A 17,074-nucleotide genomic window follows, 5' to 3' on the forward strand; every position below is an offset into this window, starting at 1 on the left:
AAAACAGTTCATCAGGGTATTTCTGACTCCGAGTGGGTACTATTTGAAAACAGTTCACACATGCTTCATCTAGAAGAGACAGAAAGATTTTTACAAGTCTTAGACGACTTTTTAAATCGTGTCGAAACAGCCTTATAAAGTTGAGATTGTAAATTGAGTCTCATATTCCTTAAACCTAACTCTTCACTTATTCTCGAATTCTCAAAGTTCCGAGTTCTGAGTACGAAGTTCCGATATTGTAAACATTAAAGCATCCATAATAAGAATTAAAGCGTTTATGAATACTTTAATGTTTGCCACTAATGTTGTTTTCTAGCAGTTCTCTTTCGCTTTGCAAACGAACTAACAGCTAATCCCCCAAACGCTACTACTGTCCCCATGATGGTTGTTGGTTCTGGAACTTCTTGAGGAACTTCGATAGAACCACTTACTAAAGCCAGACCATTCAAGGTAATAATTGATCCCAAATTAACTATGTCTTCTTCGGAGAACAATAGTGTGCTTATACCATTTTTGAATATGCCCTTACCGCCAGTGATATTCACAATGCCAGAACCTTTCGCTGTCAGATTATCAAAATTAACTGAAGCACTGGCATCACTAGTTCCAAATAACTTGTTATCACCGTTGCCAAACACGATGTAGCCTAATGGGAAACCTTGAACACCAAATACTTCTGGATTATTGTTAAAAGTGAGATTTCCTTTGTCATCAATCACGGAGTATGTCAAACCTTTGTATAATTCTAAATCATAGGGGGCATCATCACTCAAACCAACCTCAAATACCTGCGAAACGTTGCCTGAAATAGGCGTAATATTGACTGTTGTCCGATAATTGCCAATGAATGGATAAATGGTCTTTGCTGTTGCTCTGCTTACATTTGAGCAAAGACTAACTGAGGTCAAAACTAGTGGAACAATCCACATTCTGAGTGAATGAAGCATCATTTAAAATCTCCACTTTTACAAAGTACCTATTTTCACAGGGAGTTTACAATACCTAAGAAGCAGTTACAATGAATAATCCTTTGATCAAATTGGCATTTTTTTATCAGATGATATATAGAAACCTCCTCTAAAGATAAAAATTCCACTCCAGTGCATAGCCCAAAAAGAGAACAAGAGCTAAGTTAAGCAATTTTTTCAACAATTTTCTAACCTTTTCCCAAAGCAGAATAATTTTTTCTTTACAAAATGAGGATTGAATGCTTTTGTGACAGAAGTACGATAAATAATCATGCACAACCCATCGCTACAGTCGGGTTAGTGCGGGATTAAGTGGAGGTTCAGTAGTGTTTGAAATTAACAGGCGGCGCAGAAACTCCAGGTGGAACATCACTGAAGACTTGGCTGGGTATATGTTCATGATGCCCACCATTCTAGTTTTGGGAACTTTTGTAGTCTTACCCATTCTCTACGCCGTTTTTCTTTCCCTGCAAAAAGTCCAACTTCTCGGCGGTATTGAGTACGAATTCATCGGTTTTCGCAACTTCGCGCGACTAGCTGAAGATGAAAGAGTTTGGATTGCTTTGAGAAACACAGCCGAATATGTAGTTATTGTTGTGCCAACTCAAACTATTCTGGCTTTAATTCTGGCAGTAACTCTGAATTCTGGGATTCGCGGTAAAAACTGGTGGCGAATTCTCTATTTTTTGCCGACAGTCACTTCTTCAGCAGTGCTGACGCTCATCTTTATGTGGATTTATAACACTGATGGGCTACTAAACGATTTTCTCGATTTTGTGGGGCTACCTACTTATAACTGGTTGGGTGATCCAGCAGTTGCGCTCAAAGGCATTATGATCATGAACATTTGGTCAACCGCACCGTTTTTCATGGTGATTTATCTGGCGGCGTTGCAAGATATACCCCAAACACTTTACGAGGCCGCGGAACTTGATGGCGCAAATGGATGGCAGCAATTTATCCACATTACTCTTCCTTTGCTTAAGCCTGTAACCTTCTTTGTGGCGACAGTGGGGGTAATTGGCACTTTTCAACTTTTTGACCAGTCTTACATCTTCTCTGGCGGTACTGGCGGGCCAAACAACGCTACCTTAACTGTGGTGCTGCTAATTTATCAAGCTGTATTTCGGAATTTACAAATGGGATATGCCGCTGCGATCGCATTTTTGTTAACAGCAGTAATCATTGCTATCACTTTGATTCAGCGGCGACTTTTCGGAGGCGAACGAATTTGACTAACACCTCTGGCTTATCCTGGCTCAAAGCCCTGTTGTACGTCTTACTGACACTCTATGCCATCATTACCCTAATTCCCTTTCTCTGGGCACTTTCAGCATCATTTAAGCCACTAACAGAGATTGTCAGTGGTGAACCCAACTTTCTCCCCAAGAATTTTACTCTTGACAACTACAGGCAAATCTTTCTCCAAGAACCGCTATTTTGGCGCTGGTTGTTCAACAGTGTAGCGATCGCACTCAGCGTCACGCTTTTAAACTTGTTGTTAAATTCAATGGCTGGTTATGCCTTGGCAAGATTGCGCTTTGTAGGCAAGCGCTTTTGGTTCTTCCTCATTTTGGCAGTACTAGCAGTACCGACGCAAATCACCCTGATTCCGACATTTTTGATTTTAAAAGCGATCGGCTGGCTGAATTCTTATCAAGGCATGATTGTTCCTAGCATGGTTAATGCCACTTTCATCTTTATGATGCGGCAATTTTTTGTTAATTTTCCTAAAGAACTAGAAGAAGCAGCTCAACTCGATGGCTTAAATACCTTTGGAATTTTTCGACACATTGTCTTACCTTTGGCAAAACCAGCACTAGCAGCGCAGGCAGTTTTTGTGTTCATGGGGAGTTGGAATAATTTTTTACTGCCTATAGTTATCCTATTTGATCCAGAAATGTTTACCCTTCCTTTGGGACTGAACACCTTCAAAGGTCAATACATCAGCTATTGGAACTACATTATGGCGGCTTCTATGGTCTTTACCCTGCCAGCTTTAGGCATTTATGCCTTTTTTAATCGTTATTTTATTCAAAGCGTCACCTTTACCGGGGGAAAAGGTTAATAGGCATTGGGCATTGGGCATTGGGCATTGGGCGTTAATTATTCTCCTTTGCTCTCTCTGTTTCCCATGCCCGATTCCCCATACCCTATTCCCCAAACAGTATTTTGGGCAACAAATTGCACTCCTAACGTGATATTGGTATTACAGCGACTCAATCTCTATCTATCAGTAAACAAGCATTATGGGTTTTGCAGACCTATCGATCGCAGAGATAGCAGCCGACTACAGCATTCCTGTAGAACAAGTGTTTTCTCTGTGCAACCAACTGGGAATCGCCTACAAACACCAAAAGACCCGTTTGGCGTTAGAAGATGCAAGGGCAATTATTTCCCAAATATCCTCTGAAATACGCCCCAAAGGTACTAACGACTTGGTGAGCGATCGCGAAGTCCCCTGAAGGGTTATCTCAGAACTTTCGCTAATAACTGATAGCTAATGATAAAAAACTAATAAGTCATTAGCAATTAGCAGCTTGGAGATTGAGAATCGCGTTTTTAGCTGTGTTGAGCGTCAAAATCTTTAAGGGGAAACATGTTTATAAGACTAATTGGCGTTGTTGTGGCTACTGTTTTACTCTCGTTTCAGTTGATTGTCGGTAGCGCGACAGCAGTGGAACTAGACGAAGCTACCCGAACAGTGCCATTAAATACTCAAGGTGATACTGTTGTACTCAGCCTTAAACAAGTCAAAGAAGGCAAACGCTTATTTAATTACGCTTGCGCCCAATGTCATGCTGGTGGAGTTACCAAGACAAACCAAAACGTGGGACTCACTCCAGAGGACTTGGCACTGGCAACACCTAACCGTAACAACATTGAAGGTTTAGTAGATTACCTGAAAAATCCCACTACTTACGACGGTGAAGAAGAGATTTCCGAAATACACCCCAGTCTCAAAAGCGCAGATATTTTCACAGCAGTGCGAAATCTGACGGATGATGACTTGGAAGCGATCGCCGGTCATATTCTCTTACAACCCAAAATCGTTGGTACTAAGTGGGGAGGCGGAAAAATCTATTACTAAATCCTGGAGTTGAGTCATTGGGAATAGGGTATTGGGCATTGGGAATAGGGAATTGGGAAGAATTCAGTCCCTACTCTTAACTCCCCGTTCCCCATTCCCCATTGACTAATTATTGGACAGCTTTTTGCAATAAATTGCTCTCCATTCTTAAAAAAAAATTGATCTATGACAGATTGTCATATTTGGTGTTGATTTTATTTAAAATGAGAAAGGGAAAAAAATTGTTTGTTAGGAGAGAGCTATGAAATTAATTTCGGCAAGCTGGCGACGCCTTAGTTTAGCTGTGTTGACAATCCTTTTAGTTGTTAGCAGCTTTGCTGTTTTTACTCCCAGTGCTTCGGCTGAAACCTACCAGGTGAAATTGGGTAGCGATAAAGGACTGCTAGCATTTGAACCGAAAAAGTTGACCGTCAAACCAGGTGACACTATTGAATGGGTGAACAATAAAGTTCCTCCCCATAATGTTGTGTTTGATGCGGTCAAAAACCCCACTAAGAGCGCTGATTTAGCTAAATCTCTGTCTCATAAGAAGTTGCTTATGAGTCCTGGTCAAAAGGAAACAACCACCTTTGCAGCAGATGCTCCTGCTGGTGACTACACCTTCTACTGTGAACCTCATCGTGGTGCTGGCATGGTTGGTACAATTACTATCCAAGGCTAGAAACACCAGCGTTTGACACGAGATGATTACTCAATGAAATTAGCTCATCGCCACACGCTACACTCCTAGAGTGACGCATAAAATGCAGAAATGGCGGTAACGAGTTCTATCCTTACCTAAGACGCTAAACAATCTGTAGCGATCGAGGAGTGAACTTGTTACCGCCAATTTTGATCAAATTTGACTTAATCAGGGATTAATCGCGTTTATACTCTTGCTGGAGGCTTGTTGCGAGGAAATACTGTTGAGAATACTTTTATTAATTCTACTGTCGGCGATCGCCCTATTCAAATTCACATTCATTAGTCCAGCACTAGCTGCCGAAACATCCAACGGTGCTAAAATTTTCGAGGCTAACTGCGCTTCTTGCCATATAGGTGGCGGTAACATCCTTATCAACCAGAAAACTTTAAAAAAGGAAGCATTGTCAAAGTACCTAGAAAATTACAATCAAGACTCAATCGAGGCGATTATCCACCAAGTGCAAAATGGTAAAAATGCTATGCCTGCCTTTAAAAGCAAGTTAAGTTCTGAGGAAATCGTGGAGGTAGCTGCTTACGTTTTTCAAAATGCAGAACAAGGTTGGTAAAGTAGCTATACCGTATAGTTTTTTTGGGGTGAGCGTTTGCCTATCTTTAGTTACATAGCTAGACGCTCACCCCCAAAACATTGGAGAATTTATTTGTTGGAAATCCCTCAGTACATTTCCTTCTTGGAACCTTTTAACGAACTTCTAAGTTAAGTGTTATGTATGACGAACTAGCGATCGCTAATTTGTCAACTACCAAAAACAATATTTTAAATCCAAAATCCTGATGTAGAGACGCAATTTATCGCGTCTCTACATCAATAACCCTTAACTCAAACGGATTGTATTTTAAACAAGACGCTGCAAATGCGTCTAGATAAATTATCCCTACCTGAATCCGAAATTATCAACGGGCAATTATTTTTCTGGATTAGACTTTTGTCTGTTTTCCTTGACTTCGCGCAACCGTTCTACTAATTTTTTATCCGATTCAGGAGCAGATGTAGACTGACCCTGATTGATTTTCGGCAACAATAAAGGTTCAGAAGTAGTAGCTGCCGATGAAGGCGTAGACTGATTATTTTTAATTTGCAATTCAGATAATGGTTTGGGAGTAGCTGCTGGTGTAGTTAATGGTTTGAGAGTACCTGTTGGTGAGGATGTAGGCGGGTTATTTCTGATTTGTAAATTAGGTAATGGTTTAAAAGTAGCTGCTGGTGAGGGAGTAAGCTGATTGTTATTGATTCCCGGTGTAGATAATGACGAGGGGTTTTGCTCTTGAGTAGTCCCAGTAAGATTGCTCGTGCTGTTTTGGAAACGTAGGTTAAATGGATAGGAACTAATCTGTTTATCACCCTTGGGGGATTGCTTGTTGAAGTATTGTCTTGCTTTTAATTGCAATTCTGGGGAAATTAACTTGTCTTGAAATTTGATATCTAAGACTTTACCATCAGGATCTATAACCAATACTCCCAAAACAGCACCTTCAAGATTTGACTTATTCGTGGATAATGTTTGGCGGATGACTGGTTTTTGTTCAGCGTTGGGGTATTGTCGCTGGACTTCCTTTCTCAGGTTGGCGTAAGAGTCTAGCTGTGCAATTGCCTGTTGAGTTCCCTTCGTTGATAAATCCGTTGCTTGTAATGTGCTTCCCCTAGTTCCAATTAAAGTACCCCCATTCGTTGGAGCTTGTTTTAGAGAATTTATTAGCGGATTTTGAGCAATTGTAGACGACGCATTTGGAATTGGTTGCGTCATTTGCGAAGTCGTATTTAGCTGTGCTGTATTTACCTGTGCTGTTGCAATGGGTGTACTGTCAGATAAGATTGGAGGCTGGGGATTCCGCAGAAGATCGGCAGGTATTTGCTGTGACTGCAATTCTGGCAACCTATTTACAGGTAGCGGCTTAGGTGGCTCGTATTTGGCGACGCTCTCACTTACATTCACCCGAGGAACTGGTCGAGAGAATCTGGCGCTGGTATTAAATTTAGAACTATCAAATTTAGACGCGTCAAACCGCAAATTATCACTCGGAATCATCCGCAAAGACTGCTTTGTAGGCAAGGAAGAGACTCGATAGTTATTCGATGATGCTGGTAGCGGAGGTAATACTAGCTGACTGGATGGTGATGGCGCTAATGGGGTTAATCCCGGTTGGAGGCTAAAGTTTGGCGCCGCAAGTGGGGCGACTGGAGGTAATTGTTGTAAACCAATTTTGGGTGTGCTTTGCGGCAAACGGTTTTGGTCGGCTTGGCTCAATTCCAAAAGTCCAACTGTTTTGGATGATGCTGTTTCTTTAGGCTTGTCAGACTCCATCGGCATCAATGGTACGATCATGGCGATCGCACCGTGGATACCAAGGGAGGCTATAGCTGCTATCCCAATTGGCTGGCTTAAGATTTCTGGTATATTTTTCAGCAGGGAGACGTAAGACATGGCTGTTATCGTTCACTCACTCAGTTACAGTTGACTAGCGATTTTATCTTTCCGACATTGCAATATCTTGCAATATATGCGTTATTCATAAGGAAATGATAACTTCCTCTGCTGGCAATCAAAACGCCAAAATTGCCATTTATTCAAGTTTTTAATTAATCAATGACGCTGCATCATATTTTCAAAATTCGAGCTTGCTAAAGAGTTATTTGAAAAATTACTACTTTTGATTTTTTATTCTTATGACGCACACAATTAAAATTAATATCTGGGAGTTTTATTAAAGTTTAAGTAAATGCACAAGTTTGAATACATCAAAACATCTGCCGAAGTGACCTTGTTTTTTCAACTGTTTTTCAGTCAACTACACTTCTGTAACAGATGACACATGTGTTTGTCCGAGACTGGGCCCTATTTAAGAATACTACCACATTAGCAGCTCCTCAAACTGTTGCAAATTGTACAATTTTATTGACATTTTAGCCTTAAATGTCACCAAGGCTATTGCTTTTTTCTTCAAGGAGTGAGTCAGGCGATCGCAATTCTAGCTCTTGAATATGACTACTTCTTCGTCAAAAAAGTTCAAACCCTCAATCATTGCATCCAAAATTTAAAATGCCGTTACCGACAGTTATTTTGCCTGGATATCTAGAAAGTGCGATCGCTTATCGCCAACTAGAACAATCCCTACAGCAGTTAGATTTTCCCACGGTTACAGTCCCACTGCGGCGGCTTGACTGGCTCCCCACTCTGGGAGTAAAACCCGTAATATCGATTTTGCAACAACTCGATTACACGATCAAGCATATATTACGTGAACATAATGCTACTCAAATTAATTTAATTGGTCACTCAGCCGGAGGTTGGATATCCCGCATTTATATGGGAGAAAAGCCCTATTTAGCGCGCGGTGATGTCAAACCATTTCTCTGGCAAGGGCATCCCTTGGTTGCTACTTTCGTCACCTTGGGTACACCCCATATTAGCCAAGAACGCTGGACACGCTCCAATCTGGATTTTGTTACCAATAACTACCCTGGAGCTTTTTACAAAAACGTTCGTTACGTTTGTGTGGCTGGCAAAACTATCTTTGGGAAAAGGCAGCCTGGTAGTTGGTTAGCTTACAGTAGTTACCAATTAACCTGTGGTAAGGGTAACACTTGGGGAGATGGGATTACGCCCATTGAAGCTGCTCATTTAGAGGGAGCGGAAAATCTGGTGATTGAAGGTGTCAAGCATTCTCCCAGAAGTCCTGGGATTTGGTATGGCTCACCAGAAGCCTTAAAAACTTGGGTACAGTATTTGATTTAAAAAACTTTATTTTTATATAAGAAAAGTAAAAACTATTAAAATTTCTTAGCTAAAATCGTAATAAGAATAAATACTTAGTTAAGAACAGGAGGGGTGAGCTATGCAAAGCACCCAGTTCGATAAGATTTTGCGAAGAATAGCGACGATATTATCAGTCGTGATTTTGACTCTGTGTTTAATTTATATCTCTACCGGAATTTTGCTTTCTTTTTACTATGAACCGACAGCAGGCGGAGCTTATAACTCCTTAAAGATGATTAATACACAACTGCCATACGGTTGGTTGTTTTGGAGAGCGCATGATATTGCTGGTAACGCGGTAATTGCGATCGCTCTAATTCAAATTGTGGTGATGTTTTTGGGTCGGCAGTTTCGCAAGAGTTGGCTGGCTGCTTGGATTAGTGCGATTTTGTTAACCCTAAGTGCGATCGGGCTGGATTGGACAGCAATGATTTTAGATTGGACTCAGGAAGGGTACTGGCGTTTTAGCATTGAGCTAGGAACCATCGAAGCCATTCCTTTGATTGGTGGGCAACTGCGCGAAATCCTGACTGGTGGTGGAGCCATTAACACAATTACCGTCGAACACCTTTACACAATCCACAGTTATCTGATTTCGGTAACGACGCTAATTCTCGCCATAGTACATTTGTCTGCTTTACTCTGGCAGGAATGGCAAATGTATCAAGAAGCGCCAAAACCAGAAAGCGAATTTATTCCTTCTCAAGGCTAATAAAGAGTCAAAGAAGAGTAAAAGGGGCAGTGGGTATAAGGAAGAGACAAGGTAAATGGGGGAGACTTGTTCAATAATTTCCCCTTGTCCCCCTTGTCCCCTTACTTCCCCTGCTCCTCTGCTCCCCCGCTCCCCTGCCCCTCTGCCCCAATCCCCTCATCCCCCAGAAGCCTCACTAGTAGAAAGTTGAGATAATTGAGCAAGGGATAGGTCTTCAACCTCTGGTAACTTTTCTAGAGAGAGGGGAGTGGATTGGGTGGCACCAGATAAGCGTTTTAAAAGGCTAGGTCTGGGGTCATGCAATAGATAAATAATGCGATCGCCAATTTCCCAATCTTGGTTTGCTGGCATTACTTGTAAGCGTTCTGCTCGTTCTACCAATAGCGGTATCAAATCCCCAGTCCGAATCTTTTCTTGGATGCGATCGTATTGAGTCGAAAACTCTAACTCATCTAGCGTAGTTGTCCCTAACTTCACTCGTCCATCATTCAAATATTCATTCCAAGTTTTAATTGCTAAGTCTGGAATAAAAGCTTGATTAACTTTATTACTAGTCGAGGTACTCGCTTGCGGATCGCGGGGAAAAACAGCTAAGACGCGTGGGGGTTTAAACTCCTCAGCTGCTCGTTGAGCCAAAACAAAATTCACCTCGCCATTACTTGTCATAGCCAAAAAAGTACCTATAGAGGCAAGTCCGGCCTCTTCTAAAACCGCAGCATCTAGAGCACTACTGGCAATAACCCGGAGATTTTGCGCCTCGGCTTGTACAAGACATTCGGGGTCAGTATCAATCATGACCACGTTTTCTCCCCGCTCTTGAAAGAAGCGGGCAATCAGAAGACTCAAGGGATTACAACCCACAATCACTGCCCCAGTTACGTCCTTGGAGGTGATTTGCAGCCATTTGGCAACCCAGCCAGCTGTTAGCCCTTGGCAGACAACAGTCATGATAATTGTCAGGAATACTAAAGCTTTGATGGAATCACCGCCGTTAATGCCGCGCTGTGTCAGTGAAATCGCAAAAAAAGAAGCTACAGAGGCAGCAACAATTCCTCTCGGAGCAACCCAGCTTAAAAACAGTTTTTGTCGCCAGTTGAGGTCACTGTTCCAGGTACACAAGAGAATATTGATCGGGCGAACGACAAACATTAGTACCAAAACGGTGAATAAACTACCCCAACCCAAAGCAAACACACTGGCAATGGATAGGTCAGCAGCTAATAAGATAAATAGCACCGAGACGCTGAGAATTGTCAGCTGACCTTTAAAGCTGCGTAACAGACGTTCTTCCGGGACTGAGGAGTTAGCAAAGACTGCTCCTGCAACTACTGTTGTCATGACTCCCGATTCACTGCGGATCATCTGCGATAAGGTAAACAAGCTCCAAAGTATCGCCAACACTACTAAGTTTTTTAGCTCAAATGACAGAAAACTGGCGCGTTTGAAAATCAAACTCATCAGATAACCGCCAGCACCACCAATTGCTGCTCCCACACCCAGACGCATCAGTAAGCCAACGATCGCATTAATCGGGTCAGCATCGCCGTTCAAAATCGTATCGAGGACAACGAAGGCGAGGATAGCCCCTACAGGGTCAATTAAAACCCCTTCTCCTTCCAAAAGTGTTGCCACTTGTCGATCTACATTGATTTGTTTGAGCAATGGCCCAACGACGGTTGGCCCTGTCACCACGACTATGGAAGCATAGAGAAAGGCTATGTTCCAGGGAAATTCACCCAGCCAGTGAGCAGCCATACTCCCGCCAAGCAGGGTAATTAGCGTTCCTTGAGTGACGAGCAATTGTAAGCTGACTGAAACTCTACCTAACTCACGCAGATCCAAGTTAAGTCCGCCTTCAAACAAAATGATTGCCGTTGCGAGGGCGACTATAACTTCCAGTCCAGTGCCTAGCGAATGGGGATGCAATAGCCCTATACCATCGGAGCCAAACAAAATGCCCAACAGCAATAACAAGACGATGCTGGGTACACGAAGGTATGCAGCCAGCACTTGGGCGCTAATGCCTGCAAAGACAGCGATCGCCATCTGTATGGTGATTTCAAAAGATGCTTCCATATTGTAGATTTTGAGCGATTTATTTCAAAATCTCTTGTAAAAAACCGTAGATATTAACTCTACAGGGTACAACATCATACCCTTTGTTCCTTGCTGTCTTCAGTGTTTTTTAGAGATGTGTATGCTCCGAAATTCCCGGCGCCCAATGCTGAGACACCCTGCGGCTGACCGCAGAAGCATCTACGAACTTTTTTATCTGTCTCCATATCTTTGTATCTTCTTCAAGCTTTTGCTTCCACCCAGTTTAGCTGCCACAAACTTTTTTTGGCAAAACCTGTTGACAACGGCAAGGAAATTGGTTACCTTATAAAAGGTCTGAGTCCGATGCCCCCATCGTCTAGAGGCCTAGGACACCTCCCTTTCACGGAGGTAACGGGGATTCGAATTCCCCTGGGGGTACTTAAAAAGAATAAAAAGCAAAAGCTTTTTTATTTGAAATTTAGCAATAAAAACCATCATTCAGAAATACATCTGAATGATGGTTTATTGTTGTTATGCATACGGTTCTTTGCTAGCTAGTTCTTCTACACGTTGGTGAATAGCCAAAAGATTTAACCGCAAATCTTTGCTCAGACGATTTTCAATAATTCCCACTGGCATAGTGAGTTTAGGCCAAACTTGAATTGTGTAGGACAGATTTGTTCCTAAAGACTCACCGAAAGAATAAGGCTCTAAGCACCAGCTACCAGAAAAGCCTTTAAAATCTCCCTCTACCATGCGGAAATTAATTGTTTTAGGGAAGCATTCTTCCAAATCTAGAACTACCCGCGCACAAAAGTTGAAATTCAGTAAGCGTTGGGAGCCTACTTGCTCCAGTCGAATTCCACCATCGGGATGCTCGATTAAACAACTCTTGGCCAGGTTGGGGAGGAAGTCTGGTAAGGCTTCATAATTTGTCAAAACCTTCCAGATTTGCTCCACTGGATGGGGAATTTGGACTTTAGCGCTGATTTGCCGCTGCCGCTCTGCTATTTTCTCAATTTGAACTTCTACCTGAGCAAGCAAATCCTCTTCTAGGTTAATGTCATCAGTAGAAGACTGCAAATCAGGGTTCTCTGTTGTGTTCTGTTTTTTAGTCACTTTCAGAATTATGGTTTGCTTTCGTCAGAAAATTGGGGCAGAGTCAAGGTGAAGCAAATTTCGCTCTGTTCAGAATCCGAGATTGGGAGACTTTCAACAGCGATCGCTCCATCTAAATGCTGCACTAAAGACTTGACTAAAGCAAGTCCCAAGCCAGTCCCTGGAGTCCAGCGACCTTTCCCACGGCGGAACTTATCAAAGATGTAGGTCGCTTCTTCTTCAGAGATGGCACGTCCTGTATTCGTCACCTTCATGATAACTTGATCGATTTGCTGATCGACTCGGTGAGACGCTTCAAGCCGAACTATTGTATCAGACTCTGAATATTTACAGGCATTAGTTAATAATTCTTGCAGGATACGGTCAAAACTCTCCAGTTCAGTTTGCAGTTTGAGCGATTCCTCCGGCAAATCTATAGAAATTTTTAATCCTTTTTCGCCAAGTTTTTTCTCAAAAGATGCTGCTATATCCTGAATTCTAGTATTTAAATCTATAGATTCTAATTGTGGGGCTTCGTGAGGCGATTCTAGCTTTTGGAGTGTCAACAAGTCATTAATCAAGTTGATTTCTTTTGAACATTCCTGCTCAAGAATATCCAGATATCTACCCTGACGCTCTGGCGCTATTCCTGGCAAACGCAAGTTTTTTATTGACATCAGCATATTTGTCAAAGGATAGCGTAGGCGATCGCTCATATTACTCAAAAATTCATCTTTGAGTTCATTAAGTTTCCGCAGCTGCTCGACATACTGCCGGGTTCTTTCATGCAATTTCGCTTGGAGTTCTATACTACTCTGGAGTTTCGCCGTCCGATCGTCTACCAAAGTTTGCACTTGACGCAATGTCTGTGACTGAATGATGGCGTTACTCATTTGAGCGCAAACCATTTCCACAAGATTTAATTCTTCTGGTTGCCAATTGCGAATCACAGCTTGCTGTAGCACCAAGAAGCCTAAAATTTTACCTTGACTTTCCAATGGCACTAAAAGTACCGCAGGCAATTTCTCTATCGCAAATAATGGAGCAGCTGTTAAGGTATCGTTTTGATCTGTATAGTCATCGAAGATAACTGGTTTTCCAGAATCCATGAAGGCACGTTGGCATAAACCACAGTCTGAAATCAAGAAAGACTCAGCTAAGGTGTCTGGTTTACTAGTACCAGAATTTTGTGTTTCTCTAGCCCATTGGGCGATTACACTAGCTTTCGCTTTGGGGATTTGTTTTTTAGCTTGAGTCTTAAATAGTGGATCTGTATATTTTAGTAAGATGAGCAAACCCCGATCTGCCTGTAGAGATTCGGCTGTTGAAGCGATAACTAACTGAAGCATTTGATTTAGCTCCAAGTTGCTACGACTCAATATGGTTAATTGCTTGATCAAGCTTTGATGGTGCTTGCTTTTTTGCAGGGACTGCTCTTGATGAGTAATTTGTTGAGCTTGTGCCACTCCAGAAAAAGCGATCGCGCAAGCCGACTCCACTTCTTTGAGCAATTGTTTTTCTGATTCACTCCATTCATAAGGTTGGAATTTAATCAGATTAATCACTCCATTATTATTGCCACCAAACCGAGTCGGAATTGCCAAAACCGCTTTTATCGGTAGTGGTAAATATTGACACCCAACTACCAGACTATTTTGAATTATGGAAATGTCTTCAATAGTCAATGGTTGGGCAGCACATTGTAGCACTGGCGAGTGCATAAGCAACTGTTCCATCGAAAACATTTCTTCTGGGTGTGGCAACCCTAGATACTCATCAGCACACCAATTAGTCGTAGTTGTTTCGTCTGATGTCTCACCCGCCACAGAAACCAAGCAGCAGCAATCCACTTGAAAAGCAACTCCTAGCAATTGGGCAATCTCTTGCAGCATCAAAGCCGTAGCAGAGTTATTAGCAATGATTTGGTTAATCTTTTGTACCAACTCGCGGGCAGGTTCTTCCTGATGCTGCATCAGCTTGACTTGATAAGGTTGTAGTCGATCTATGTCATCTACGTAATGTGGCAGCGATGATAAAGGCTTTTTCATTTCTAGCACGCCCTCGGATAGTAACCCCATTGTTCTTGCACCCAACCTCTTGGCATATTCTTCACCGTTAGTTGTGTTGCTATACCCTGATAATTGACAAATTTTGTGTGAATACTTTCTCTCACCTGTTATAGCCCTTTTCTATATCAGATGGCCAAATTTCCACCACATCAAGCAAATTGCTACATTGGAACATAAGTAATAAAATACTCAAAATATCCTATAAATGCTTAAGTTAGCTTATTTTTAACTGCACTGTCTGGAAATAATTTACTAACTTTATCCTGTCTGTAAGTATACATAAACCGTAATTTCTCTGGAATTACAGCAAAATTCCCCTTTTAAGCGCGTAAAATTACGTAACTTGCTTTATAAAGCTTTATTACATTCCTTGAAAAAACTGGTAGGTTTAACAAGCTACTCCTCGATCTCCGTAACTCTCAGTAAAATATCAACAAAAGTAAAGGAGGCACGAGGAGCTTGTTCTTGCAGTGTAGGCTTCTCTTCTCTAAAAAAGGCTGCATCAACGAGACGCACTCGTGTTCAGACCCGATCTACACTGATAGCGTAACTATGGTAGCGAGTTCATAAGCGTCTTGTTCCCAACTTATGGCAGAAATTTGGAGTAGAGCTTAAATATAAATAAATTCTTGCTCGCTAGAGATTGCAGCTGTTCTGGCTAAATGGTGAATGCAGCCCAGTTATTAGTAAAAATAACTAGGCTGCATTCGTCTGAATATAAAAAACTACATCTATTTTCAGAACTATATTTTTTAAAGTAGTAACAGCATTTTGTACTCCCTGCTGGTAGGGCGGGCTAGATGCCCTCCCCACACCAGGTTTCAAAATAGACGAAGTTTATCCAGCCAAGCTCTCGACACTCAGAGGAACCATATCGCCATTCCTCGTTAGTCCTAACAACATCGGTTCTTGGGGTTGAATTAGTTGACCTGTAAGCACACAGCGTTCTTCTTGTTGAGCTGTGGCAGCTATGCTAGCTCGAATGTCGGATCGCGAAAATCGAGGCTTCCACTCACCTGATTTTTGCTGGACATAATTCCAAAGGATATCTCGGATCAGAGCTTGATATCCCTGATTCCCAGCTATTTCTTTGAGTTTATCTTTGAGTTCCCGTTCTAGGCGAATGCTGGTAACTTCCATATCGGTGGTTGGGGTGCGAGCGATCGTATGCATCAGTTTTTCTCCTTAAAGGTATAGACAGGATAGTAATACAAGTGTAGTATGTTTAAAGGAATGTTCAATAGGTGAAATTTTCTGTGAAATCAATCTACCCCATCTCTACTTCAATTTTGTGTGCCACCAATTGCCGAACCAATTGGGAATCAGCTGCTATGGAAGTGGAGTATTTATTTATGGGCGATAGTAGCCGAAATCATAGGCAAATCACAGAAGGTAATGATGATTATAAGTATGTAGCCATTAGTGCACTATTTGCAAAACCACAACTAAATCAAAAAAGCGGGGGGTACGGGCGAAGGAATCCTGTACCGATATGAGACCAGAAAATTTTCCGGTCAATTCTAACCCCCGCTTCACCGAAAACTTGAAGCGGGGGTTTTTTTATAAGGAGTTAAGCTGTGACGATATCTCCCATGCGCGGCGCGAACGCAATGCAAGTGTTAGAGCAATCTGTGGTGGTGTTTTCTCAAAATTACTTGCCACTATGTCGGGTCAATATCAAGCGGGCGATTGTGCTGTTAGTAACCAACAAGGCGCAACCGTTGGGTTTTACCACAGAAAGCGGATGGCAAGTTCACTCACCCAGTTTGGTAATTGATGTGCCAAAACATATTCGCTTGACAATCACTTCTAATGAGCGGATGTGGAAAGTTCCGCCAGTGAATCGGCGAGAAGTATTGCGACGAGACCATCACAGTTGCCAATATTGTGGCAGCAGCAAACATCTAACACTAGATCATGTGATGCCACGTTCTAAAGGCGGTTCTCACACTTGGGATAACGTAGTCGCAGCTTGTGAAAGATGTAACTCCTGTAAAGGCGATCGCACCCTGTTTGAAGCTGGTATGCAACTGCGTACCAAACCAAAAGCGCCAATCCACCCCGCGATTTCTTTTGCTGAACAGTTTTGGATAGATATGCAAGCAAACCTGGAATAACAGGAGAGCATAAGGAATGCTGAAATTAACTTACACTGAAAGCAGTTTTGATTTGGAATGTGTCACTCTGTCGCTAGAAGAATGGGTAGCGCAACGAGTGATTTTAGCCCTGCGAGTTGGGCAAAGTTTGTGCATTGAACCCAGTACCGCTTCCTTTTTGCTTCCTGTTGATTTACCAGGAGTAGAAGTACTCAGGGCTGAGGTAAAAAGAGATGACAGAGAAATCATTGCCCTCTGTGCGTGCGATGCCGAATATATGGAAGTCACCCTGCGGGGTTCTTGGCTATCAGCTAGTTCTAAGGATTCTGTCGGTGTGTTTGTCACCACTATGAGCGATCGCGCTGAGTTCTTTTTGCACAAACTTTGGCAGGAAGCTCAATCTTGTGCTTCTGTCATGAGCGAATAAACCAAATAGTCGGGTGACTCAATTTTGGATTTTGGATTTTAGATTTTAGATTTGTTCTCACGTTGAAATTCGGGGGTAACTCTTGGAGACCTGCGAGAACAAACATTTTGGGATTTCGG

General features: G+C 42.2%; 16 protein-coding genes and 1 tRNA gene. 11 read left to right on the forward strand and 6 right to left on the reverse strand.

Going from position 1 to position 17,074, the window contains the following annotated elements; genetic code table 11:
* Positions 1 to 299: 299 nt before the first annotated feature.
* Positions 300 to 950, reverse strand: a complete 651-nt coding sequence (locus tag RMZ95_RS04500; protein ID WP_322686355.1) for a PEP-CTERM sorting domain-containing protein — start codon at positions 948 to 950, stop codon at positions 300 to 302.
* A gap of 344 nt (positions 951 to 1,294) precedes the next feature.
* On the opposite strand from RMZ95_RS04500, the gene RMZ95_RS04505 reads away from it, so the two are divergent.
* The 6 genes from RMZ95_RS04505 (at position 1,295) to petJ (ending at position 5,309) form a co-directional block, all read left to right on the forward strand.
* Entirely contained in the window at positions 1,295 to 2,203 is a 909-nt protein-coding gene (locus RMZ95_RS04505; protein ID WP_322686354.1) for a sugar ABC transporter permease, read from the forward strand.
* Positions 2,200 to 3,036, forward strand: a complete 837-nt coding sequence (locus RMZ95_RS04510) for a carbohydrate ABC transporter permease (RefSeq protein WP_322671794.1) — start codon at positions 2,200 to 2,202, stop codon at positions 3,034 to 3,036. Before RMZ95_RS04505 ends, RMZ95_RS04510 begins: the two co-directional genes overlap by 4 nt.
* A gap of 181 nt (positions 3,037 to 3,217) precedes the next feature.
* Entirely contained in the window at positions 3,218 to 3,433 is a 216-nt protein-coding gene (locus tag RMZ95_RS04515) for a hypothetical protein (protein ID WP_322671793.1), read from the forward strand.
* Between the two features lie 134 nt (positions 3,434 to 3,567).
* Positions 3,568 to 4,059, forward strand: coding sequence for a photosystem II cytochrome c-550 (gene psbV, locus RMZ95_RS04520; protein WP_094347444.1), 492 nt, complete (start codon positions 3,568 to 3,570; stop codon positions 4,057 to 4,059).
* A 241-nt stretch (positions 4,060 to 4,300) separates the two neighbouring features.
* Positions 4,301 to 4,720, forward strand: a complete 420-nt coding sequence (gene petE, locus RMZ95_RS04525; protein WP_322686353.1) for a plastocyanin — start codon at positions 4,301 to 4,303, stop codon at positions 4,718 to 4,720.
* Between the two features lie 244 nt (positions 4,721 to 4,964).
* Positions 4,965 to 5,309: a cytochrome c6 PetJ gene (petJ, locus tag RMZ95_RS04530; RefSeq protein ID WP_322671790.1), complete on the forward strand. Its 345-nt coding sequence runs from the start codon at positions 4,965 to 4,967 to the stop codon at positions 5,307 to 5,309.
* A gap of 357 nt (positions 5,310 to 5,666) precedes the next feature.
* On the opposite strand, the gene RMZ95_RS04535 is transcribed toward petJ, so the two are convergent.
* Positions 5,667 to 7,184: a hypothetical protein gene (locus RMZ95_RS04535; RefSeq protein ID WP_322686352.1), complete on the reverse strand. Its 1,518-nt coding sequence runs from the start codon at positions 7,182 to 7,184 to the stop codon at positions 5,667 to 5,669.
* A 615-nt stretch (positions 7,185 to 7,799) separates the two neighbouring features.
* Here RMZ95_RS04535 and RMZ95_RS04540 point away from each other — a divergent pair.
* Together RMZ95_RS04540 and RMZ95_RS04545 are read left to right on the forward strand one after the other, a co-directional pair.
* Positions 7,800 to 8,495, forward strand: a complete 696-nt coding sequence (locus RMZ95_RS04540) for a lipase (protein ID WP_322686351.1) — start codon at positions 7,800 to 7,802, stop codon at positions 8,493 to 8,495.
* A 100-nt stretch (positions 8,496 to 8,595) separates the two neighbouring features.
* Complete coding sequence (locus tag RMZ95_RS04545; protein WP_322686350.1) at positions 8,596 to 9,228, forward strand: cytochrome b N-terminal domain-containing protein; 633 nt, start codon at positions 8,596 to 8,598, stop codon at positions 9,226 to 9,228.
* Between the two features lie 156 nt (positions 9,229 to 9,384).
* Here the strand turns inward: RMZ95_RS04545 and RMZ95_RS04550 are convergent, their stop codons facing one another.
* Positions 9,385 to 11,304, reverse strand: coding sequence for a cation:proton antiporter (locus tag RMZ95_RS04550; RefSeq protein WP_322671786.1), 1,920 nt, complete (start codon positions 11,302 to 11,304; stop codon positions 9,385 to 9,387).
* A gap of 326 nt (positions 11,305 to 11,630) precedes the next feature.
* Between RMZ95_RS04550 and RMZ95_RS04555 the strand changes: the two genes are divergently transcribed.
* A tRNA-Glu gene (locus RMZ95_RS04555) sits at positions 11,631 to 11,703 on the forward strand.
* Between the two features lie 93 nt (positions 11,704 to 11,796).
* Here RMZ95_RS04555 and RMZ95_RS04560 read toward each other — a convergent pair.
* From RMZ95_RS04560 to RMZ95_RS04570, 3 genes are all read right to left on the reverse strand, one after another.
* On the reverse strand, positions 11,797 to 12,384 hold the full coding sequence (locus RMZ95_RS04560; protein ID WP_322686349.1) for an SRPBCC family protein: 588 nt from the start codon (positions 12,382 to 12,384) through the stop codon (positions 11,797 to 11,799).
* Between the two features lie 8 nt (positions 12,385 to 12,392).
* Positions 12,393 to 14,411, reverse strand: coding sequence for a GAF domain-containing protein (locus tag RMZ95_RS04565; protein WP_322686348.1), 2,019 nt, complete (start codon positions 14,409 to 14,411; stop codon positions 12,393 to 12,395).
* An 858-nt stretch (positions 14,412 to 15,269) separates the two neighbouring features.
* Positions 15,270 to 15,605, reverse strand: a complete 336-nt coding sequence (locus tag RMZ95_RS04570) for a hypothetical protein (RefSeq protein ID WP_094347436.1) — start codon at positions 15,603 to 15,605, stop codon at positions 15,270 to 15,272.
* A 437-nt stretch (positions 15,606 to 16,042) separates the two neighbouring features.
* On the opposite strand from RMZ95_RS04570, the gene RMZ95_RS04575 reads away from it, so the two are divergent.
* Entirely contained in the window at positions 16,043 to 16,549 is a 507-nt protein-coding gene (locus RMZ95_RS04575; RefSeq protein ID WP_292785521.1) for an HNH endonuclease, read from the forward strand.
* 16 nt (positions 16,550 to 16,565) lie between these two features.
* Complete coding sequence (locus tag RMZ95_RS04580) at positions 16,566 to 16,955, forward strand: alr0857 family protein (RefSeq protein WP_322671782.1); 390 nt, start codon at positions 16,566 to 16,568, stop codon at positions 16,953 to 16,955.
* Positions 16,956 to 17,074 lie beyond the last annotated feature (119 nt).

The organism is Nostoc sp. DedQUE07, from assembly GCF_034530975.2.
Taxonomy (GTDB): Bacteria; Cyanobacteriota; Cyanobacteriia; order Cyanobacteriales; family Nostocaceae; genus Nostoc.